Source organism: Burkholderia metallica, assembly GCF_902832845.1.
Classification (GTDB): Bacteria; Pseudomonadota; Gammaproteobacteria; order Burkholderiales; family Burkholderiaceae; genus Burkholderia; species Burkholderia metallica.
Genome location: NZ_CADFDB010000006.1, coordinates 1 through 21216, shown reverse-complemented (window position 1 = coordinate 21216; position 21216 = coordinate 1). Strand labels below are relative to the sequence as shown.

18 protein-coding genes and 1 rRNA gene are annotated in these 21216 nt (G+C 59.8%); 6 read left to right on the top strand and 13 right to left on the bottom strand.

Going from position 1 to position 21216, the window contains the following annotated elements; genetic code table 11:
- Positions 1 to 26: 26 nt before the first annotated feature.
- Positions 27 to 1421, bottom strand: a complete 1395-nt coding sequence (gene mnmE / locus HWX08_RS17670) for a tRNA uridine-5-carboxymethylaminomethyl(34) synthesis GTPase MnmE (RefSeq protein ID WP_174921909.1) — start codon at positions 1419 to 1421, stop codon at positions 27 to 29.
- 335 nt (positions 1422 to 1756) lie between these two features.
- Between mnmE and HWX08_RS17665 the strand changes: the two genes are divergently transcribed.
- On the top strand, positions 1757 to 2188 hold the full coding sequence (locus HWX08_RS17665) for a transcriptional regulator (protein WP_069257893.1): 432 nt from the start codon (positions 1757 to 1759) through the stop codon (positions 2186 to 2188).
- Positions 2189 to 2296: 108 nt separating this feature from the next.
- On the opposite strand, the gene yidC is transcribed toward HWX08_RS17665, so the two are convergent.
- The 4 genes from yidC to rpmH form a co-directional block, all read right to left on the bottom strand.
- Positions 2297 to 3961: a membrane protein insertase YidC gene (gene yidC / locus HWX08_RS17660; RefSeq protein WP_174921910.1), complete on the bottom strand. Its 1665-nt coding sequence runs from the start codon at positions 3959 to 3961 to the stop codon at positions 2297 to 2299.
- 8 nt (positions 3962 to 3969) lie between these two features.
- Positions 3970 to 4236: a membrane protein insertion efficiency factor YidD gene (gene yidD / locus HWX08_RS17655; RefSeq protein ID WP_006489939.1), complete on the bottom strand. Its 267-nt coding sequence runs from the start codon at positions 4234 to 4236 to the stop codon at positions 3970 to 3972.
- A gap of 75 nt (positions 4237 to 4311) precedes the next feature.
- On the bottom strand, positions 4312 to 4773 hold the full coding sequence (gene rnpA, locus HWX08_RS17650; protein WP_107310467.1) for a ribonuclease P protein component: 462 nt from the start codon (positions 4771 to 4773) through the stop codon (positions 4312 to 4314).
- 15 nt (positions 4774 to 4788) lie between these two features.
- The gene (rpmH, locus tag HWX08_RS17645) at positions 4789 to 4923 is read right to left on the bottom strand and encodes a 50S ribosomal protein L34 (RefSeq protein WP_004198824.1); all 135 of its coding nucleotides are present in this window, start codon (positions 4921 to 4923) and stop codon (positions 4789 to 4791) included.
- 421 nt (positions 4924 to 5344) lie between these two features.
- Between rpmH and dnaA the strand changes: the two genes are divergently transcribed.
- From dnaA to HWX08_RS34615, 4 genes are all read left to right on the top strand, one after another.
- Positions 5345 to 6916 carry a chromosomal replication initiator protein DnaA gene (dnaA, locus tag HWX08_RS17640; protein ID WP_217468052.1) on the top strand — a complete coding sequence of 524 codons (1572 nt, stop codon included), beginning with the start codon at positions 5345 to 5347 and terminating at the stop codon, positions 6914 to 6916.
- Positions 6917 to 7084: 168 nt separating this feature from the next.
- Positions 7085 to 8191: a DNA polymerase III subunit beta gene (gene dnaN, locus HWX08_RS17635; protein ID WP_174921912.1), complete on the top strand. Its 1107-nt coding sequence runs from the start codon at positions 7085 to 7087 to the stop codon at positions 8189 to 8191.
- Positions 8192 to 8384: 193 nt separating this feature from the next.
- A complete protein-coding gene (gene gyrB, locus HWX08_RS17630) occupies positions 8385 to 10859 on the top strand; it encodes a DNA topoisomerase (ATP-hydrolyzing) subunit B (RefSeq protein WP_107313536.1) in 2475 nt (824 codons plus the stop codon).
- Positions 10860 to 11069: 210 nt separating this feature from the next.
- The gene (locus HWX08_RS34615; protein WP_279610514.1) at positions 11070 to 11810 is read left to right on the top strand and encodes an HNH endonuclease; all 741 of its coding nucleotides are present in this window, start codon (positions 11070 to 11072) and stop codon (positions 11808 to 11810) included.
- A 151-nt stretch (positions 11811 to 11961) separates the two neighbouring features.
- Here HWX08_RS34615 and HWX08_RS17620 read toward each other — a convergent pair whose 3' ends face one another.
- The 7 genes from HWX08_RS17620 to HWX08_RS17590 form a co-directional block, all read right to left on the bottom strand.
- Positions 11962 to 12408, bottom strand: coding sequence for a very short patch repair endonuclease (locus tag HWX08_RS17620; protein ID WP_174921914.1), 447 nt, complete (start codon positions 12406 to 12408; stop codon positions 11962 to 11964).
- A 9-nt stretch (positions 12409 to 12417) separates the two neighbouring features.
- Complete coding sequence (dcm, locus tag HWX08_RS17615) at positions 12418 to 13512, bottom strand: DNA (cytosine-5-)-methyltransferase (protein ID WP_089455288.1); 1095 nt, start codon at positions 13510 to 13512, stop codon at positions 12418 to 12420.
- Between the two features lie 398 nt (positions 13513 to 13910).
- Positions 13911 to 14774, bottom strand: coding sequence for an HNH endonuclease (locus HWX08_RS17610; RefSeq protein WP_208454954.1), 864 nt, complete (start codon positions 14772 to 14774; stop codon positions 13911 to 13913).
- Positions 14774 to 16369 carry an ATP-binding protein gene (locus tag HWX08_RS17605; RefSeq protein ID WP_174921915.1) on the bottom strand — a complete coding sequence of 532 codons (1596 nt, stop codon included), beginning with the start codon at positions 16367 to 16369 and terminating at the stop codon, positions 14774 to 14776. The genes HWX08_RS17610 and HWX08_RS17605 overlap by 1 nt, the downstream gene beginning before the upstream one ends.
- An 18-nt stretch (positions 16370 to 16387) precedes the next feature.
- On the bottom strand, positions 16388 to 16819 hold the full coding sequence (locus HWX08_RS17600; protein WP_174921916.1) for an EcoRII N-terminal effector-binding domain-containing protein: 432 nt from the start codon (positions 16817 to 16819) through the stop codon (positions 16388 to 16390).
- A 17-nt stretch (positions 16820 to 16836) separates the two neighbouring features.
- Positions 16837 to 18366 carry a DEAD/DEAH box helicase gene (locus HWX08_RS17595; protein ID WP_174921917.1) on the bottom strand — a complete coding sequence of 510 codons (1530 nt, stop codon included), beginning with the start codon at positions 18364 to 18366 and terminating at the stop codon, positions 16837 to 16839.
- 1195 nt (positions 18367 to 19561) lie between these two features.
- Positions 19562 to 20302 (bottom strand): hypothetical protein, encoded by a 741-nt coding sequence (locus HWX08_RS17590; RefSeq protein ID WP_174921918.1) that lies wholly within the window; start codon positions 20300 to 20302, stop codon positions 19562 to 19564.
- 210 nt (positions 20303 to 20512) lie between these two features.
- Between HWX08_RS17590 and HWX08_RS17585 the strand changes: the two genes are divergently transcribed.
- Entirely contained in the window at positions 20513 to 20845 is a 333-nt protein-coding gene (locus HWX08_RS17585; RefSeq protein WP_174921919.1) for a hypothetical protein, read from the top strand.
- A gap of 243 nt (positions 20846 to 21088) precedes the next feature.
- Here the strand turns inward: HWX08_RS17585 and rrf are convergent.
- Positions 21089 to 21201: ribosomal RNA gene (rrf, locus tag HWX08_RS17580) — 5S ribosomal RNA — on the bottom strand.
- Positions 21202 to 21216: the final 15 nt, after the last annotated feature.

Genomic DNA, 21216 nt, shown 5'->3' with positions numbered 1-21216 from the left:
TTCCCGCCCCGCAATCCTTTTCGCTTCTATTTCCCGATACAAAACCTGCTGAAAATCACCCCCAGCAGATCGTCCGAAGTGAACTCCCCGGTAATCGCATTGAGCTGTTCCTGCGCGAGCCGAAGCTCCTCGGCAAACAGATCGAGCGACTGCGCGCGCTGATCAGCATGATCCGCCGCCTGCGCCAGATGCTCCTGCGCGGCCCGCAACGCGATCAGATGCCGCTCGCGCGCGAGATACACGCCTTCGGCCCCCGCCTGCCACCCGGCGATCCGCAGCAACTCCGCACGCAGCATGTCGATCCCGTCACCGCGCTTCGCCGACAGATGCACCTCCGTCAGATCGCCTTCCGCGGCCGGATGTTCGACACACGCCGCCACGCCGGTCAGATCCGTCTTGTTCAGCACGCGTACCACCGGCACGCCGCCCGGAAACCGCGCCGCGATCGTCTCGTCGTCCGCCGTCATCCCGGTGCGCGAATCCAGCAGATGCAGCACGACGTCCGCACGCTCGATCTCGCTCCACGTGCGCGCGATGCCGATCCGCTCGACCTCGTCCTCCGTCTCGCGCAACCCGGCCGTATCGATGATGTGCAGCGGAATCCCTTCGACCTGGATCGTCTGCGCAACCTTGTCGCGCGTCGTGCCCGCGATCGGCGTGACGATCGCCAGTTCCGCACCGGCCAGCGCATTCAGCAACGACGACTTGCCGACGTTCGGCTGCCCCGCGAGCACGACCGACAACCCCTCGCGCAACAGCGCGCCCTGCCGCGCATCGCCGAGCACGTGCGCGAGTTGCGCGCGGATCTTCGCGAGCTTGCCGCGCGCGTCGGCCGCTTCCAGGAAATCGATCTCTTCTTCGGGGAAATCGAGCGTCGCCTCGACCAGCATCCGCAGCGTGATCACGTCGTCGACGAGCGCATGGATCTGCCGCGAAAACGCCCCGTCGAGCGAACGGCCGGCCGAACGCGCCGCAGCTTCGGTGCTGGCTTCGATCAGGTCGGCAACGGCCTCGGCCTGTGCGAGATCGAGCTTGTCGTTCAGGAACGCGCGCCGCGTGAATTCGCCGGGCTCCGCGAGCCTGAGCCCGAAGCCGCGACCCGCATCGAGGCAGCGCTGCAGCAGCAGTTGCATCACGATCGGCCCGCCATGCCCCTGCAACTCGAGCACGTGCTCGCCGGTGTACGAATGCGGCGCCGGGAAATACAGCGCGATCCCGCGGTCGAGCGGCGCGCCGTGCTCATCGAGAAACGGCACGTAGCTCGCATGGCGCGGCGCGAGCTTCTGTCCGCACAACGCGTCGATCAGCGGCAACGCGGCCGCTTCGCCGCCGCGCCCGAACGACACGCGGACGACCCCGATGCCTCCGCGGCCGGCAGCAGTGGCAATAGCGACGATCGGATCGGAATCGGTAGCGAGCATGGGAATCGGATGAATCGGGTGATCGGAGAATATGGTGCGCCCGCGCAACAGTTCGTGCATCGGAACGCCGGCATTGTAGCGTGCCGGCACACGCGCCACCGGCCGCCGCACGGGATTCGGACGCGCCCGAATTTATCCCGCCGGGGATAAGCCAGACATCAGTCGAGCGTCATTTCGCAGCCCCCGTTTCGGACGAGTATGGCTGCTGGAGCAGCCCAACGCTACGCCCCTCAATTCCACTCCCAACCTGATCAGGACCGGGATTCGTCTGAACGAGCTATGTTTATCCTAAACGGTTGTCTGAAACGCGCCGGTAGAATTGCACAATCTCCCCCATGCCGACACCCGAAGAAAAAGCCGCGTTCTCGGAACGCCTGAAATTCGCCCTGCGGCGCAGCCCGGAGAAGGTCACCGGCGCGACCGAGCTGGCGAACCGATTCAATCTGCGTCACCGCGGAGCCCAGCCCGTTTCGCCGCAAACCGCGCATAAATGGCTGACGGGGCGGACGATTCCGACATCGGACAAACTCGCAACGCTCGCCGAATGGCTGCGCGTCGAACTTCACTGGTTGCATTACGGCCCGTCGCCGAGCGTGATCGAACACCCGACGCCGCAACCGCTGCCGCGCGACGCACGCTATCCGCCGACACCCGAGACGATCGAACTCGCGTCGAAGATCGAAGCGCTGGCGCCGCATCATCGTTATCTCGTGCAGGAACTGGTCGAGGAGTTCTACGGCGACGCGAGCGACGCGAAGAAGGGCTGAACCCGCACCGCAACCGCGGCAGGCAAAAAGCAAAAAGCCGCATGGGCGAACCATGCGGCTTTTTTTCGTGCGTCGCGGGCGGCGAGCCGCCCGCGAGCGCAACGGGCGTCAGGCCGGTTTCTTCTTGGCCCCGCCGAGCTTGCGCGTGATGTAGTACTGCTGTGCGATCGACAGCACGTTGTTCACGACGTAGTACAGCACGAGGCCGGCCGGGAAGAAGAAGAACATCACCGAGAACGCGATCGGCATGAACTTCATCATCTTCGCCTGGACCGGGTCCGGCGGGGTCGGGTTCAGGCTCGTCTGCACGTACATCGACACGGCCATCAGCACCGGCAGGATAAAGAACGGATCGCGCTGCGACAGGTCGTGAATCCACAGCACCCACGGCGCGCCGCGCATTTCGACCGATGCGAGCAGCACCCAGTACAGTGAGATGAACACCGGGATCTGGATCACGACCGGCAGGCAGCCGCCGAACGGATTGACCTTCTCAGTCTTGTACAGCTCCATCAGCGCGGCGTTCATCTTCTGCGGATCGCTCTTGAAGCGTTCGCGCAGCGCCTGCATGCGCGGCGTGATTTCCTTCATCCGCGCCATCGACTTGTAGCTCGCAGCCGACAGCGGGAAGAACACGGCCTTGATCAGGATCGTCAGCAGCACGATCGACCAGCCCCAGTTGCCGATGTAGCCGTGGATCTTCTCGAGCAGCCAGAACAGCGGCTTCGCGATGATCGTCACCCAGCCATAGTCCTTCACGAGCTCCAGGCCCGGCGCGATGCCTTCGAGCATGCGCTCTTCTTCCGGACCGGCGAACAGGCGCGCCTGCACGTCGGCCGACTGGCCCGGCGCGATCGCGGCGACCGGCTGCTTCACGCCGACGCGGTACAGCGTCGGATCGATCTTCTCCGCGTAGATGTCGCGCTTCACGCCCTGCTGCGGAATCCACGCCGACGCGAAGTAGTGCTGCACCATCGCGACCCAGCCGTTGTCGGCGGAGGTCACGTAGTCGGCCTTGTTCTTGTCGAGGTCGCTGAAGTTGATCTTCTGGAAGTGCTTCGCGTCGGTATAGACCGCCGGCCCGAGGAACGTGTGCGAGAACATCGGCGTTTCGACGGCCGTGTTGTCGCGCACGAGTTCCATGTAGACCGTCGGCGTGACAGGCGTCGTGCCGACGTTGTCGATCTTGGTGTCGACGCCGATCACATAGCTGCCGCGCGTGAACGTGTAGGTCTTCACGACCTTCACGCCGCCCTTCACCGGCGATTCGAACGACAGCTTCAGCGCATTCTGGTCACCCGTCAGCGACGTCGAGCCGGGGTTCAGCTGCGTGTAGACGTCGTTGTGGTTCGGGAAATCGCCGCCGAGCAGGCCCGAGCGCGCGAGATACGTGTGGCCGGCCGTGTGGTCGAACAGCGTGATGTACAGGTCGGGCTGCTTGCCGTCGCCCTGCTTCTTCAGCGTCAGCTTCGCGAGCGTGCCGCCGCGCGTGTCGATTTCACCGTCGTACACGTCGGTGGAGAACTTCACGAGCTGCGCCTGGGCGGCCGGTGCCGTCGTCGACGGTGCGGCGCCGGCTGCGGCGGCAGGCACTTCACCTGCGGTCGTCGTCGCGCCCGTGCCCGATGCACCGCCTGCAGCGGCCGCGGGGGCCGATTGCGTGGCGCTCGGGAAGAACATCGACGGGCGTCCATGGGAGCGCTGCCAGTTGTCGTACAGCATGACAGCTGACATGAAGAAGATCACCCATAGGACGGTGCGTTTGATATCCATGCGTTGTCTCAGAGTCGATGGGACCGCGCGTCGGCTTCGCCGCGAGCGCGAGTGTCGGAGTTGGGCGGCGGGACGAGGTCGATGCCGCCCGCGGAAAACGGATGGCATCGGCACACGCGCCTGACGGCGAGATACGTGCCGCGCGCGGCGCCATGATACTGGATTGCCTCGCGCGCGTAATCCGAACAGGAAGGATAAAAACGGCAACGGTTGCCGAGCATCGGGCTCACGGCAACCTTGTAGAAGCGCAGCAAGGCGATCAATACCGTTTTCATACCTTGGGCGGCGCCGTACGACGCCGCGTCAAAACCGGCCGGACGGGCGCGAACGCCGCGCCGGGCACGGATGCGTCACTCGGACGCGGGCTTCGACGCGCGGCGGGCGATTTCCCGGACTGCCCTGTCGAGCAGTTCGCGGATCTCGGCCGCGCACATCGCCGCGAGCGGGGCGGAAGCCGCGCTCGGCAGCGCTTTCTTGTCGAAGCGCGTGTGCTGCCGCAGCAGCAGGTCGTAACCGGCGAATTCGGCCCGGCGCAGGCGAAACGCATCGCGCGCCAGCCGCTTCACGAGATTACGGGTTACCGCTCGCGGCGCATACTTCTTGCCGATGACGAGCCCCAGACGTGCAGGCTGACCGGTCGGCTTGCCGTAAATCACGAAGTGCGCGGAGCGCCGCCAGGGGCGCAAACGAAAAACGGATGAAAATTCATCCGTTTTCAGAAGTCGCGCAGCTTTCGGGAAGGCGGCTTTCGTCTGCGACGGATTCGCACCCGGCTCGACGGCACCTTCCGCACCACTGCGGACGGCGGACACAGCGCGCAACCTGCCTTAGATGGCGAGGCGCTTGCGGCCCTTCGCGCGGCGAGCGTTGATGACCTTGCGGCCACCTGCCGTCTTCATGCGGACACGGAAGCCATGGGTGCGCTTGCGGCGCGTCACGGACGGTTGGTAAGTACGTTTCATGATGTTCTCACTTGTTCGAGAATGTCGAAATTCAGGGGACCGCGTGCCCTTAACCGGAGGCATTCGGGCGAACGCAATCGCCGGGAATACAGGATTGGTTTTCGCGGAACCCGCTATTTAAACCGTTTTTCTCTTGACGGTCAATACTTTACGCGTCACGCGCCTGTGCCGGCCCGCGCCGATCCGGCCCCGCGACCCACCCTTCCGGCCTGTGGATAAGTCCCGCTGTGGCCGCGTTTGGCGTTAGAATCTCGCCTTATCTCCAAGAATCCCGCACGCCGCTTCGGCTCCCGCCTGCCTCTCCACGACTGTGACGCAGGCGTCCGAGGCACGCTCGCACGACCGCTTCGGGCCTTGTTGCGTGACCGCGACAAGGGCGCCGGCGAGCCGCGCTGTGCATGCAAAAAACGACAGCTACTTGATGAACGATTTCTGGCAACACTGTTCCGCACTGCTGGAGCGCGAGCTGACGCCCCAGCAGTACGTGACGTGGATCAAACCCTTGGCCCCGGTGGCCTTCGATGCGTCGGCGAACACGCTGTCCATCGCCGCGCCGAACCGTTTCAAGCTGGACTGGGTCAAGAGCCAGTTTTCGGGTCGGATCTCCGATCTGGCCCGTGAATTCTGGAACACGCCGATCGAAGTCCAGTTCGTCCTCGATCCGAAGGCTGGCATGCGCAGCGCCGCACCGAGTGCAGGCGCGCCGCGTGCGCCGCTGCAACCGGGCGGCCCGGCCGCCACGGTGGCCGCGATCGCCGCGAACCTGACCGCGAATGCCGCGACTGCGCCCGCCGCGCCGGCCGACGTGCCGATGACGCCGTCGGCAGCCGCCGCGCATCACCTGAACGCCGACGACGCCGACATCGACCTGCCGAGCCTGCCCGCGCACGAAGCCGCCGCCGGCCGCCGCACGTGGCGGCCGGGCCCCGGTGCGGCGCCCGCGAACGGCGGCGAAGCCGATTCGATGTACGAACGCTCGAAGCTGAACCCGGTGCTCACGTTCGACAACTTCGTGACCGGCAAGGCGAACCAGCTCGCGCGCGCCGCCGCGATCCAGGTCGCGGACAACCCGGGCATCTCGTACAACCCGCTGTTCCTGTACGGCGGCGTCGGCCTCGGCAAGACCCACCTGATCCACGCGATCGGCAACCAGCTGCTGCTCGACAAGGCCGGCGCGCGAATCCGCTACATCCACGCCGAGCAGTACGTGTCCGACGTGGTGAAGGCGTACCAGCGCAAGGCGTTCGACGACTTCAAGCGCTACTACCACTCGCTCGACCTGCTGCTGATCGACGATATCCAGTTCTTCTCCGGCAAGTCGCGCACGCAAGAGGAATTCTTCTACGCGTTCGAGGCGCTGGTCGCGAACAAGGCGCAGGTGATCATCACCAGCGACACGTATCCGAAGGAAATCTCGGGCATCGACGATCGGCTGATCTCGCGCTTCGACTCGGGCCTCACCGTCGCGATCGAGCCGCCCGAGCTGGAAATGCGCGTCGCGATCCTGATGCGCAAGGCGCAGTCGGAAGGCGTGAACCTGTCGGAAGACGTCGCGTTCTTCGTCGCGAAGCACCTGCGCTCGAACGTGCGCGAGCTCGAAGGCGCGCTGCGCAAGATCCTCGCGTATTCGAAGTTCCACGGCCGCGAGATCTCGATCGAGCTGACCAAGGAAGCGCTGAAGGACCTGCTGACCGTGCAGAACCGGCAGATTTCGGTCGAGAACATCCAGAAGACCGTCGCCGACTTCTACAACATCAAGGTCGCCGACATGTATTCGAAGAAGCGTCCCGCGAACATCGCGCGGCCGCGGCAGATCGCGATGTATCTCGCGAAGGAACTCACGCAGAAGAGCCTGCCGGAAATCGGCGAGCTGTTCGGCGGGCGCGATCACACCACCGTGCTGCACGCGGTGCGCAAGATCGCCGACGAGCGCAGCAAGGACGCGCAGCTCAACCACGAGCTGCACGTGCTGGAGCAGACGCTGAAGGGCTGAGCGCGCGGCGCGCTTGATAATTCGGCCTCCGCCCCAATTTAAGGGGGGCGGTTCGGTTTTGAGGCACAATACTGGTTTGACCGCCCCGGTGGTGGCGGGCCAAGAGCCCGGCTGGCGGGGCGCTGCGAGGCTGCTGCGCTGCAGGCCGTTACTCAACGAAGGAACTCTATGCAACTGGTCAAGACCGAACGAGACACCCTCCTCAGGCCGCTGCAAACGGTCAGCGGCATCGTCGAACGCCGCCATACGTTGCCGATCCTCGCCAACCTGCTGATCACCAAGAACGGCCCGGACGTTTCATTCCTGTCGACCGACCTGGAGCTGCAGATCACCACGCGCGCCGATTTCGGCGTCGGCGGCGAGCAGGTCGCGACCACCGTCGCAGCGCGCAAGCTGCTCGACATCCTGCGCGCGATGCCTGACGGCCAGGTCACGCTGTCGCTCGCCGACAAGCGCCTCACCGTTCAATCGGGCAAGAGCCGTTTCGCACTGCAGACGCTGGCGGCCGACGAGTTCCCGACCGTCGCGCAGGCGAAGGATTTCGGCGCAACCCTGACCGTCCCGCAGAAGTCGTTCCGCCAGCTGCTCGGCATGGTGCACTTCGCGATGGCGCAGCAGGACATCCGCTACTACCTGAACGGCATGCTGCTCGTCGTCGACGGCGACCAACTGATGGCCGTGGCCACCGACGGCCACCGCCTCGCGTTCTCGTCGATGAAGCTCGAAGGCGGCACGTTCGGCCGCCAGGAAGTCATCGTGCCGCGCAAGACGATTCTCGAGCTGCAACGCCTGCTCGAAGACATCGACGACACCGTCACCATCGACATCGCGCAAACCCAGGCCAAGTTCACGTTCGGCCAGGTCGAGCTCGTGTCGAAACTCGTCGAGGGCAAGTTCCCCGACTTCCAGCGCGTGATTCCGAAGGCGCACAAGAACACGTTCGAGATCGGCCGCGAAGAACTGCAGCGCTCGCTGCAGCGCGCGGCGATCCTGACCTCGGACAAATTCAAGGGCGTGCGCTGCATCATCGCGCCGGGCCAGCTGAAGATCATGTCGACCAACGCCGATCAGGAAGAGGCGCAGGAAGAACTGGAAATCGCCTACCAGGGCGATACCGTCGACATCGGCTTCAACGTCACGTATCTGCTCGACGTGCTCGCGAACCTGAAGGTCGACACCGTGCAGGTGAGCCTCGGCGACGCCAGCTCGAGCGCGCTGATTACCGTGCCCGAGAACGACGAGTTCAAGTATGTCGTGATGCCGATGCGCATCTGACGCGCTCGACATCGCGACACACACCAGGGGGCGGCAAGCCCCTTTGGCGTTTTTATGGCGAACCGACAACCCGTCCCTTTGGTGCCCTGACGGCACCTCGGACGGGCCAGGAAACTGGAGCGGCCCGGCGATTTCTCTCGCTGAAACGCACCGCGCCGCCACGAGAGTGGCCTCGCAGAACCGGAAGATATCCATGAGTGAACAGCACAATTCGCAACCCGATAACAGCAGCTACGGCGCCTCGTCGATCCAGATCCTCGAAGGGCTGGAAGCGGTGCGCAAGCGCCCCGGGATGTACATCGGCGACACGTCGGACGGCACCGGTCTGCACCACCTCGTGTTCGAGGTGCTCGACAACTCGATCGACGAAGCGTTGGCCGGGTACTGCAACGACATCCACGTGACGATTCACGCCGACAACTCGATTTCCGTGACCGACAACGGCCGCGGGATTCCGACCGACGTGAAGATGAACGACAAGCACGAGCCGAAGCGCAGCGCCGCGGAAATCGTGATGACCGAGCTGCATGCCGGCGGCAAGTTCGACCAGAACAGCTACAAGGTGTCGGGCGGCCTGCACGGCGTGGGCGTGTCGTGCGTGAACGCGCTGTCGAGCTGGCTGCGCCTCACCGTGCGCCGCAACGGCAAGAAGCATTTCATGGAGTTCCATCGCGGCATCGCGCAGGACCGCGTGCTGGAGAAGGTGGACGGCGTGGAAGTGTCGCCGATGCTCGTGACCGGCGACACCGAGAACCGCGGCACCGAAGTGCATTTCATGGCCGATCCGACGATTTTCGGCACGGTCGAGTATCACTACGACATCCTCGCGAAGCGGATGCGCGAGCTTTCGTTCCTGAACAACGGCGTGCGGATTCGTCTCACCGATCTGCGTTCGGGCAAGGAAGACGATTTCGCGTTCGCCGGCGGTGTGAAGGGCTTCGTCGAGTACATCAACAAGACGAAGACCAACCTGCACCCGACGGTGTTCTTCGCCAACGGCGAGAAGGACGGCGTGGGCGTCGAAGTCGCGATGCAGTGGAACGACAGCTACAACGAGAACGTGCTGTGCTTCACGAACAACATTCCGCAGCGCGACGGCGGCACGCACCTGACCGGCCTGCGGGCCGCGATGACGCGCGTCATCAACAAGTACATCACCGACAACGAAATCGCGAAGAAGGCGAAGGTCGAGACGACCGGCGACGACATGCGCGAAGGGCTGTCCTGCGTGCTGTCCGTGAAGGTGCCGGAGCCGAAGTTCAGCTCGCAGACGAAGGACAAGCTGGTGTCGTCGGAAGTGCGCGCTCCGGTTGAAGAAGTCGTCGCGAAGGCGCTGGAAGAGTTCCTGCTCGAAACGCCGCTCGACGCGAAGATCATCTGCGGGAAGATCGTCGAAGCCGCGCGTGCGCGTGATGCGGCGCGGAAGGCGCGTGAGATGACGCGCCGCAAGGGCGTGCTCGACGGCGTCGGCCTGCCGGGCAAGCTCGCGGACTGCCAGGAGAAAGACCCGGCGAAGTGCGAAATCTACATCGTCGAGGGTGACTCGGCAGGTGGGTCGGCGAAGCAAGGGCGTGACCGGAAGTTCCAGGCGATCCTGCCGCTGCGCGGCAAGGTGCTGAACGTCGAGAAGGCGCGCTACGACAAGCTGCTGTCGTCGGAACAGATCGTCACGCTCGTGACCGCGCTCGGGTGCGGGATCGGCAAGGACGATTACAACCTTGACAAGCTGCGCTATCACCGCATCATCATCATGACCGACGCGGACGTCGACGGTGCGCACATCCGGACGCTGCTGCTCACGTTCCTCTATCGCCAGATGCCGGACATGATCGAGCGCGGGTACGTGTACATCGCGCAGCCGCCGCTTTACAAAATCAAGGCGGGCAAGGACGAGCGGTATCTGAAGGATGATGTGGAGCTGAACGCGCATATGCTGCGGTTGGCGCTGCAAGGGTCGGAGCTGGTGCCTGGGGAAAATGCGGCGGCGATTTCCGGCGATGCGCTTGGGGAGCTGGCGCGGTCGTATCTGCTGTCGCAGAGCGTGATCGATCGGTTGAGCCGGTTGTATGACCCGGCCGCGCTGGAAGCCGTCATGGATGGGGTGGTGATCGATCTTTCCAACGAGGCTTCGACCGAGGCTTCGGCGAAGGCGCTGCACGCTGCGTTGCATGACGAGGCTTTGAAGAACGAAGTCCGTGTCGTGCCTTCGTATGACCCGGTTCGCGAACAGCGGGCGCTGCATGTTGAGCGTACGCATCACGGCAACGTGCGCGTTTCGGTCATCGATCAGGAATTCCAGCACACGGCGGATTATCAGCAGCTCGTGACCACCGCGAATACGTTCAAGGGGCTTATTGGCGAAGGTGCGGTTATCAAGCGCGGTGAGCGCAGCATGGCCGTGGCGGACTTCAAGAGCGCGATGAAGTGGCTGCTGGCGGACGCTGAACGTAACGTCTCGAAGCAGCGCTATAAGGGGCTCGGCGAGATGAACCCCGAGCAGCTGTGGGAAACGACGATGGATCCGGCGGTGCGGCGACTCCTGCGTGTGCAGATCGAAGACGCGATTGCTGCGGATGGGATCTTTACTACGCTCATGGGGGATGATGTCGAGCCGCGGCGGGCGTTTATCGAGTCGAATGCGTTGCGGGCGGGGAATATTGACGTTTGAATCTGCATTTTCGGATGTCACAGAAAGTGAAAACTGTGCTGGACAAGTGAAAAATTGCTTCCGCAGTCGGTGAAAAATCTGACTGCCGCTGAGAATCAAAACGCCCGGGACACCGGGCGTTGTCTTTGGTGAGCAGGAGGCGCCGTTGGCGACGCCGGTAGGCGCGCACCCTAAGAACAACAGGCTGAGGTTAGCAAGGAGAGAATGGCAATGGATTGGGGCAGCATCTTTGATACTTACGGCACAAAGACGGTTACGGCAACAGACAAGAAAAAGAACGCATACGTACCAAACAAGGACCAGCGCGCGGCAATCGAATCATCTGGCATCGAGCCCGCTAAAGGGCGGCCAGCGCCGGAATTCGTCATCCTCGTACTGTTCGACACGAACGTCAAATCAATTAAGTCGTCCTACTACTATGCCGAGCGCTCGTCCGCAGCAGATCGCGCTCCCGAAGCACGTATGGGCCACGAAATCATCAGTTCATGGCTCAACCAAGGTGACGAAGTTGTCATTGGGAGTGTCGGGGCGCAACTGTTCGCAATTAAGACCAAAGCCGCACCAAAATCCGTCACAGCTATAACAGCCGAGGTAGTGGCGCGCGCAGACAAGAAGACCGTCCTCGAGCGCGCAAAAGAGGCAAAGGGGAAACCAGAAAAGCAAGAGATACGGCGAAATGACTTCGCCCGAAACCCCTACGTTGTACGAGGCGCGATACTGCGCTCAGCGGGAAAGTGCGAGATGCCGGGGTGCAAATGCGAGTTGTTCGAGAAAGAAGACGGCGCCACATACTTGGAAGTACACCATGTGACCCCATTGAGCGAAGACGGCGACGACACTATGGCCAATGCGGCCGCACTATGCCCCCGCTGTCATCGCGAGCTCCATTTCGGAAAGGAACGGCTCGCCCTCCGAAACAAGCTTGCGACCCATATTGCCGCGATGAGCTGAGCGCGATGGCAACTGCAAGAGCCGTAGCCCCTCCGTCAGGTTTCGGGGCACTAACGCTGTTCCAAAGATAGGGTGCCGGGCACACGGTGGGGCATCAAAAGATACGTTGACGATCCGAGCCGGTCAGCGGCGTTGTTTCACCCTAGCGCATTTAAAGCTCAATTGAGGTCAACTCTTGGGCTTTTATCCAGTCGGCAAGTCGATTGAAAAAGCTCTCGTCATTTGACTTGATGGCTGTTCGCAAGGAGCATTCCCACACGACAGCAATCCTCCAACCGTCTTGCAGCAGCTTAGTCATGTGTTCACGGTCCCTCTCCCGATTCCGGTCCAGTTTCTCCCTCCAGAACTCTGGACGAGATGATGGCATCTTGAATAGAGCACAATTGTGCCGATGCCAGAAGCACCCATGGACGAATACGACTGCTTTGTAGCGCGGGAAGACGAGGTCAGGGGTGCCGGCCAGACTGCGGACATGCAGTCGGTAGCGAAGACCCCGCTCGTACAATGCCTTCCGGACAACCAGCTCGGGTTTTGTATTTTTACCCCGAATACCTGACATCATCCGACTACGCGTCGCCACGTCTGTGATGTCCGTCATACCCAATACCTAAGCCACTACTGGAATTTTAACGGGCCGCGACGGCAGGTTCGGGGTACCCTTCAGAATTGCCGCTGGCTTCTCGGGGGTCTTTGCCACACCCGAGGCCTTCCCGTTCATCTTGAGAGCCAGCCTCAGATAGGGTTCCATGGCACTGGCGACCGCCTCGACTGCGGGTACAACCACGGAATTGCCAAATTGTCGATACAACTGAGTGTCGGAGACAGGCAACACAAAGCTGTCCTCAAAACCCATGAGTCGTGCGCATTCACGAGGGGTAAGGCGACGTGGATTGAGGCCTGGGCCACGATGCACGAGAATCTCTGAGCCGTCCTTATGATAGCGGGCCGACAGGGTCCGGGTCGTCTCGTTGCGCGTCACAACAGAACAACCAAAACCATTACCTGCCTTGGAATGCTTGTCCCGATAGGCCTGCAGGTAATTCCAAAGCTTGTCGGTGAGGATATATTTCGCGTCGACTTTTTCCTCCGGCTCCAAGATGGAACCCAACTTGACAGAACCCGGTTCTGGCCATGCAGACTCATCGGGCCATTCGAACCCAACATCCTCACGAAAACCCACGATATAAATCCGCTCACGATGCTGCGGCGTCCATCGCTTGCCATCGATGACCTTCCAACTGATGTGATAGCCAAGTTCCTTTTCCAGCACGTGCTGAATGACACGGAAGGTATGTCCCTTGTTGTGGGAAACGAGGTTCTTCACGTTCTCCAGCATGAAGGCTGCTGGACGTTTTTCCTTCAGAATTTCAGCAACACGGAAAAATAAGGTGCCTTGCGCGTCACAAGCGAATCCATGAGTCCGACCCAGCGCGTTCTTCTTCGAAACGCCAGCCAGCGAAAATGGCTGACAAGGGAACCCGCCCACCAAGACGTCATGGTCAGGAATGACGTCAAGCGGAACAGACCAGATATCCCCTGCGATGTCTGCTTCCGTCTCGTTATGGTTGGCTGCGTAGGTAATACGGGCAAATTTGTCCCACTCGCTGGTAAAGACACACTTTCCGCCGATATATTCAAATCCTCTTCTGATGCCACCAATGCCGGCAAAGAGGTCGATGAAGGTGAATTTTGGAACTGCCATACGTAGCTTTCAGTAGTTGTTCATCGCCTGGAGCGTGACAAAATAATTCCCCAGGATTCCTGGCGGCCACTTGGCAAAAAAAACAAATAGCCTGTCCGGACGCCTCAAAGAACCTGCACTTCCAACTGGCCTCGCCCTGCCAACGACAACGTTCTTCACGTGCCAGACATCCGCATCACCCAGCCCACGGCGACGGCGCCGGAATGCGTACTGCTCCATATGGAAACAAGAGACATCTATCCTGTCTGCGATACCCACTTTCATGACGCTGAAGCAGCCGGCTGATTCGCTCTCCCCACGGCTGCAACCGCAAAGGCGCGTCCCAGCAAGATTTTCCTAGAAGTTTGCATCACTTTACCAGGTCCTGCTCCAGTTCGCCAGGAATCCGACAAAAAGCTTCAGTGGCCCTGCGGCCTCGCGGCTTTGCGGGCATCCAGCTGGGCACGCAAGTCCTCCACGACTGTTGGAGGGTCCGTCCGGTGGACCATGGCGTGACAGTTGCCGCACAGCGGCACCAAGTCCCTGACGGGGTCGACAACGTAATCGTCTCCCAGTTTCGAGACAGGCGTGCGATGGTGTACCTCAATGTAGCCGTCCCCCAAGTCGCCGTAGAAATCCGCGAAATCGAAGCCACAGCACTGACATCGGAGTCCGTAGTGCTCGATGCAGGCAGCCCGATTGACGGGGCTGCGCTCATAGCGGTTTACCTCAACCCGGAGCTTGGCACCCTCTGGCAAACCCTTGACGGCGTTATCCGGGGCCACATCGGTCTCTTCGCCAATACCTGTCAAGGCTAAAACAAGTGCGAGGCAGGACGAAGCGACGTGGAAGGCCGTTGCCACTATTTCGTCTGCCGTCTTGCCTGAACGAAATCGGCTAGAGACGTCAATCTCCACTCGGGTCCAAGAGTCCTTCCGAGTAAGGTAGCTCTCGTCATCGTTGCCGTTAATGGCCACGTAAACCTGCGCCCCTGAAGCCTCAGCAGCCGCTCGGGCACGAAAGAACGCCTTTTTCTGGCCGTCACTGGCCTCCGACATGCCGCGCAGAAGCGCGCCGGCGAAATTGTCGGCTTTGAAAGATGCCTCAAACTGCCTATGCGTTCTGGAGAGGAGAATGGCGAAGCCATTGCCCTGCTCCAGCTCCACTGGACGCAACGCATCGAAGTCCCCGCCATCAACAGTCTCTGACTGAGAATACAGAGCAACTTGGAACCTACCTTCGAGCTTGCGCCGCAACACCTCAATATCAAGCCCTTCCGACATCAGCTATCCTCGTTGTCGACCGGGTCCGGCAAATCGGCCACCAGCTTCTTGAGATTGCGCGAGACTTCAATACGAAATTCTTCAAATGCCTCCTGGTTGTCCGGATTGATATTGTTGAGTTCGGCTTGAGCAAGCGCCCAAAGCAGGTAGTCCATGGCCTGAACGACTGTACTATTGGCCTTGTTGGGCAAATATGCTTTTGTGTAGAAGGGATGGCCCGTGTTAAGGGCTACCGCCGCCTTGCTGTTCTTGCCAATGGTGGGCTCCCAAAGTACCCCATGCTCGAGAGTTCCGTTGGTAACCACGTGGGCACTGCCAATGTCATCCGAATTCAGCAAGCGAACCGTGGTCGTGGTCACGCCCGAATTGTTGTTGACCGTAACCATGCCGGTCTTTTCGTCAACCTGAGCGACCGCTGCAGTCTTGAGTGCGGAGGCCTTCTGCTCGATGACGTTGCTGGCCGGGGTGTGGAGCAGAACAGCCGCCCCCTTAGCAACTCCAGCGGCCCCCTTGCGGTACCGGGTTTCCGCTTCCCGCCGCGGCCCCGCAAGAAATTTGTCGCGCAGCCATTCGTAAAGACCTGAATTCAGCTCGATACGGGATTTCTTGATGTCCACCTGGAATGCGTTATCAAGCGAGTGGTCAAACGACAGCTCGACACGGAGCAAGGAGTAGTGGGGTTCCTGCTTAAACATGTTCATCCAGTCAGGACCGTGAATGAGCCGGTTTTCCCGGTAGATGTATAGCCCCTGACGCTCATTCGAGATACGCGCCGCGATGCGATTCGCATCAGACGAGAACTCTTCTTTTCGCGGTAGCACGAAAGCTCGAACGATGAACGAGGTCTGCGTTCCATCTGGCAGCTGCACGTCCATCTTCTTTTCCGCGATTGATTCCTTGGTTTCTACAATGCAAAACGGGTCCCATGCGGCAATAGGCTCACCATTGAGCTTGATATGAACGTTTCGCTCACGAACATCATTGGCGTCAAGGAAGCGCTGAAAAACAATCGCGATGTGGTCGCGAAGAGCAGTTTCCAGCTTTTCAACGGTCTTCCGAATAGGTTGCCCCTCAGGTGCAGCGATTCGGTCAATATTCTCCCAAAGCACAACCGTACCAGATGCTCCCAGCGCAACCTCATCAAGCAGTTGATTGTGAGCTGCATCAGCAGCGGCAATTTCGAGGTTCCAGCTATTCGAAGCTGCCATGTCATCAAGGTCCCACGTGGCCCGCAGCACTGGAGACTCGCCTGAGTCACGTGAGATAACCGACAGACGCCGACAAAAGGCCGTTGAAGCCGTCTTAAGCCCCAAACCAAACTTGCCAAGGCTCTTGGTATTCGCTCGCTTGCTGGAGCCGTACTTCATGGCGTTGACGAGACCTTCTTCGTTCATGCCGTGGCCGTTGTCCATGATGGAAATCACGACGCTATCTGCGAAGTCGACTTCTAGTCGAACATGAATCTTATCTGCACCTGCTGCGATCGAATTGTCGAGGATGTCCGCGACGGCAGCATTGAAATCGTACCCAGTATCTCGCAGGCCCTCGCTGATACGGGCCACGTCAGGCGGTACGCTGATATGTTTTTCTGTCATAGGATGCTCTAAAATCTGTTAGCGCGACTGGATAATCGTCCAGCCTCCACCCAAAACAAGGGTGTTGCCGTCTATTTCCGAACCATATGACGCGTTCGACCGGATGATATTCACTTCAAAGGAAGCGTTTTCGTCGCGGGAAAAGACAAGTACGTCATCGACCTTGGCGTCAATTGCACGCATGAACTTAGTCATTCCAGTAAGGCGGTATTCGTTGCGCGTGCCCTCTTTGAACAGCTTGTTGTTGTAATATATAAAGTTAAATTCCCATCGTTCGCGATTTTCACGCTCAAATACGACAAGCTTCATCCGCGGATTTTTCACCGACTTGTCGAGCGCGGGAAGGAACAAGAGAATATGCTCTTCCTTGGGAACCAGAATACCCGCCTGATGGCCACCGGTAGTCCCAACGTCGTTGGGACTGAGCTTCTTTCGAATTTCTGCTGTCATTGGTCACAAATCCCTTTTTAGGTCAGCGGCGAAACGTGCAGCGCCTGCGCAATGGCCATGGGGTCGATGTCTCCCTCGTGACCAGTTACAGCTTCACGGGCAAGGTCTTGCTTGAAGGCCGCCGCGCTTCTAATCACATCCTCTACCGTCTGGACGTAGAATAAATGATGAATCGTCACTGGCCTTGTCTGCTTTCTTCTGTAGGAACGCGCCGACGCCTGAGCTGTTAGTGCTGGGTTCCACTCAGGGTTATAGTGAATCACGTGGTTGGCCGTCGTGATATTAAGGCCGGACCCAGCTGCCTTCGGATTTAGGAAGAGTACGCCATACCCCCGGTGCTCAAAGAACCGGTCGACGACGGCCTGTCGCATAGTCCCCTCGACCCGCCCATCGATAAAGTCAAGGAATGCCTTCGGAAATCGCCTCGGCATATCAGACATAAAAAGGTTTGCCATAGCCTGATATGTAGAGAAAATGAGTGCTTTCTCCCCTCCACTAAAGATTTCCTCTAGAAGCTCCACCGTCCGCTCGTATTTAGGCATTTCGATGGACGGATCCGCGTGCCAGCTACCAACAAGTCGAGGGTGGGCGCAGAGCATGCGAAGCCTTGTCGTTGCGACCAGTCCCCCCGTCGGCCCAAACTCCTCCAAAGTCCGCTTACGCAGAGCCTCATATACCTGAGCAAGGTGCAATGGCATCTGCAAGGCCTGTGGCACTTCAATTCGCTCGGGCAGGTCCTGCGCAACGTCCATCACCTTGCGCCGCAACAGCATCGGGGCAACAATGGGCGCTAACCGGACAGCGTCCTCTATCTCGTTGCCAAATTGGGAAAGGAATGCGTTCCGTCCACCCAGTAATCCGGGCATCGCAAAGTCCGCCAAAGACCATAGGTCATCAATGCGGTTCTCCAACGGCGTACCGGTTACGGCAATCGAGACCCTGCGAGGCAGCCGCTTTACGGTAACTGTCCGTTGTGCCTCGGGGTTCTTAATAGCTTGTGCCTCATCAAGTACGATGACGTTCCACGCTATCTGGCTGAGTATTTCCTCGTCGCGCATTGCTGTGTCATAAGAGACAAGAATGATGTCAGTGCCCTGTAGCCGGGCGGATATGCCGGCCCGGTCTGCTCCAGCGTGAAGCGAGACAGTGAGCGTAGGCGCAAAGGACGCGAGCTCTCTCCGCCAGTTTTCGAGTAGTGTTGCTGGAGCAACGACAAGGGCCGGCCCACGCCCAGCATTCTTCTCAATCTGCAGCAGCGCAATAACCTGCGCGGTCTTACCCAATCCCATCTCGTCACCAAGGATGCAACCAACGCCCTGCTCAGCCACAAGGGACAGAAAGGCAACGCCCGACAACTGGTATGGGTAGAGAGCTCCGGAGAAGCCCGTAATCGGCGCCCGCGGCTCATCAATGACTGATTTCGCAGCGTCGAAGACTACTTCATCGAATACCGTAAACGGCGTCTCCTTTTGAGCTCGCAGGGCGACTAGATCACCAACGGTGATGAGCCCATCGGGCTTCACTCCCGCAATCTCCAGCCAGTCCAAAGCCGACTGCAGTAGGTCCGCCCTGATGGGGTACCAGCGACCGTCGTGAACGAGCTGGTCGCTCTCGCCATGTACTCGAACAAAGCCCGCGTCCGTAGCGTAACCAAAAGTGAGTCGGAGGTTACGGCCATCACTCCCCGAAAGACGAACTGCCGGCTGGGCCGGCGCCCGTGAGAACGTCAACGAGGAAATGTCGTCTAGAGGGCTCCGGACAGCCTCATCGGCACAGACACGCAGACGGCCGAAGACTGCCCTGAAAATGTCAATCGCTGGGGGAACCACGCGCTCTCCCGATGCCTTCCTAAGGAGAATTTGGCAGTTTTCAACCACCCACGTTGCAGTATTCATGCCAGTGATTTTGAGTCCTGTAATAAATTCGCGCGAACGTGGTTAACATTTCCCACATTCGGGTCCCAGCGTACCCGCTATTGTATGTGTGAAGATGGATGTTAGCCGATGTAGAGATCGAATTACTTGTCCTCCATAGCTAGCGTCCAAGTCGCGCAGCTTACTGATCTGGTGCAGTTGCATTCGAGTCACGGCGGAAGGCCGCGCAAAGCAAGCTACAGGATGGTCTGTTCGGGCACCGGCCGGTCGAGCAGCAGGTCGAAATGTGCGGCAACGCTGGACCCGTTTTCGGCAAGTACGTCGGCCGACTCGCTCGTAGGCCAGTGCACCGGACAGCGCCGTGGTCAGCCGCGAGTGTTGCTCGGCCTGCAGATGGCCACACTAGTTCAACCGGCCGCACGACCGCATCGGTTCATCGACTTTCGCAACGATGCGGAGTTGCTTGCCCGTTTTGCTAAACGATCTGTGCGCGGCACCTCTCGATATCGATCGCCCCTCGTTCGAATCACGTCGAGCCAGTCCGCCCGCTCCCCGTCGTTCAAAGGGACGCCGCCCCGGCACGCATTAATAAAATCACCAAACATTGTCATCAAGATCGACACTGCAGCTTCTCACCACTTCTCAGCGATGTCCCTTCTTGAGATAGAACCGTTTCATTGTTTTTGGCTTTATTTTATTGGTTATAAGAAGTCGTATTGTTACCATCATCAGCAAACCATTGGACAGCAAACAGCTTCGGGCATCCCCGAATACGACGGCCATCAACCTGCCATTGAATCGATCCCGACAGTCGCCCGTCACCGGTTGATGTCACCCGGCTGTCACTCGCGTGCCAATTGGCCGCAACTCATCGCCCATCACCGGGGTACTCGATCCTCAACCTCTCTCGATAACGAGCGTCCCTCGTTCGAATCGCATCGATCCATTCCACCCACTCCTCCTCGTTCAGATAATCACGGGCTGATGATCTCCGTTCGTCGATAAAAGCATCCTGCTCAGCCAGACTCAGACTCTCCCAATACCGATCCCACACATTCTCATACCAATACTGCGCATCGCCCTGCAGGTTGTATATCAACGCGCCGAGTTCATACCACGCGAGCCATGGCGGTGGCGGATTGAATCCGGCTGCCGAAACTAAGCGGACAAGCTCGACATCGTTCGACAGCAAGTTGACCTGCTTTCCGGAGTAGCGATCGACACCGGAAAAGAATGCATGAATTGCCCCGTCTCGCGCGAACTGGCGTGGCCCCACTCGCTCCCTGCCTGCGACGACAAGATCAGCGAAGGCAGGGAACTGCTCGACTTCGACATCCTGCGTCACGCAGAACGCTTTGACGCCAAGGCCCCCAATCCATACCGCCCCGGGATAGTCCGGAAACGACTCCGATTGAAGTGTCTCCGGCGTTCCTACAAACGTCTCGCGCAAGTACGTCAGATCCACCTCGAAAAGCCCCTCAATTGCCATCCGCTGCTGCTCGAACGCTTCTCGCGACGCACGCCCGCTCTGGCGCCCATCCATGAAGTCGCCAAACATTCTCTTCAAGTTCGACACATCAATTCCCGTCATTTGTCGACGATCTAGCATCTACCGTTCGGCTAGTTCGAAGCCGCGCTGATTTATGAGATGGATTACGAACTAAACTTCCTATTGCGCCAGCGATAGGGAAGATCGTTTCCCTCTGGAGTGCAAATCAGAAGGTAAACCGAAGAGAGCAAAGCAGTAAAAGCGCGGGCCGCATGGGCTGCCACCCATACGACCCGCTGACCACAACCAACTCACACCAGGAGTCGGAAGATGGCTAACGCCTATAGTAAGTCACGTCCCAAGAAGCTCAAACAGTATCCCGAGGTTGAGCTGACCCTCGACAACAAGCCTGACCTCCCCCAGGAAGGCCAACCGTACATGCCATGGATGCGCGCCATCGACGCGCACTTCGAGATGTTCGGATTCAAGCCGGGTGATCGCGTCTATCTTCGGTTCAACTTTGATTCCCGAAGGGTCATCATCATGCCCGACTACAGCGCACTGAACTGGCGAGAACAGCCCTATGGTGCAGCTGCCCAAGAAGAGGATAAGGAACTGGAAGACGCAGCGCTGGCCCCTTTGCGCCGCCCTATTGTCTGGTGATGGCCCGGCGTGAAGCACTTCGGCACGCGCCTTGATGCAAATGGTCTGCGGCGGCGCTTCAAGTAACGTCAACAACCGTCACAACAGACGAAAAGTTGCGTTCCGCTCTCTCGGCATTCGACGGCATCGCGAGCATCAGCGCATGCAGCACCACAAGCATCCATGCTGAGTACTCCATACGCATTTCCATCGCCGAAATGCAAAAACCCCCGCCTGTTCGAGCGGGGGTTTCTGGCTTAGGGAGCCTGACGATTACCTACTTTCACACGGGAATCCGCACTATCATCGGCGTAGAGTCGTTTCACGGTCCTGTTCGGGATGGGAAGGGGTGGGACCGACTCGCTATGGTCATCAGGCAAAGAGGGTTGTTG

Excerpts from the sequence above, each read along its gene's own strand:
- dcm (WP_089455288.1), bottom strand. The coding sequence starts at position 13,512 with ATGGCAGTTCCAAAATTCACCTTCATCGACCTCTTTGCCGGCATTGGT.
- yidC (WP_174921910.1), bottom strand. The coding sequence starts at position 3,961 with ATGGATATCAAACGCACCGTCCTATGGGTGATCTTCTTCATGTCAGCT.
- gyrB (WP_107313536.1), top strand. The coding sequence starts at position 8,385 with ATGAGTGAACAGCACAATTCGCAACCCGATAACAGCAGCTACGGCGCC.
- HWX08_RS17600 (WP_174921916.1), bottom strand. The coding sequence starts at position 16,819 with ATGACAGCAGAAATTCGAAAGAAGCTCAGTCCCAACGACGTTGGGACT.
- mnmE (WP_174921909.1), bottom strand. The coding sequence starts at position 1,421 with ATGCTCGCTACCGATTCCGATCCGATCGTCGCTATTGCCACTGCTGCC.
- HWX08_RS17590 (WP_174921918.1), bottom strand. The coding sequence starts at position 20,302 with ATGCTAGATCGTCGACAAATGACGGGAATTGATGTGTCGAACTTGAAG.
- rpmH (WP_004198824.1), bottom strand. The coding sequence starts at position 4,923 with ATGAAACGTACTTACCAACCGTCCGTGACGCGCCGCAAGCGCACCCAT.
- dnaN (WP_174921912.1), top strand. The coding sequence starts at position 7,085 with ATGCAACTGGTCAAGACCGAACGAGACACCCTCCTCAGGCCGCTGCAA.
- HWX08_RS17605 (WP_174921915.1), bottom strand. The coding sequence starts at position 16,369 with ATGACAGAAAAACATATCAGCGTACCGCCTGACGTGGCCCGTATCAGC.
- dnaA (WP_217468052.1), top strand. The coding sequence starts at position 5,345 with ATGAACGATTTCTGGCAACACTGTTCCGCACTGCTGGAGCGCGAGCTG.
- HWX08_RS17665 (WP_069257893.1), top strand. The coding sequence starts at position 1,757 with ATGCCGACACCCGAAGAAAAAGCCGCGTTCTCGGAACGCCTGAAATTC.
- HWX08_RS17585 (WP_174921919.1), top strand. The coding sequence starts at position 20,513 with ATGGCTAACGCCTATAGTAAGTCACGTCCCAAGAAGCTCAAACAGTAT.
- yidD (WP_006489939.1), bottom strand. The coding sequence starts at position 4,236 with ATGAAAACGGTATTGATCGCCTTGCTGCGCTTCTACAAGGTTGCCGTG.
- HWX08_RS34615 (WP_279610514.1), top strand. The coding sequence starts at position 11,070 with ATGGATTGGGGCAGCATCTTTGATACTTACGGCACAAAGACGGTTACG.
- HWX08_RS17620 (WP_174921914.1), bottom strand. The coding sequence starts at position 12,408 with ATGACGGACATCACAGACGTGGCGACGCGTAGTCGGATGATGTCAGGT.
- HWX08_RS17610 (WP_208454954.1), bottom strand. The coding sequence starts at position 14,774 with ATGTCGGAAGGGCTTGATATTGAGGTGTTGCGGCGCAAGCTCGAAGGT.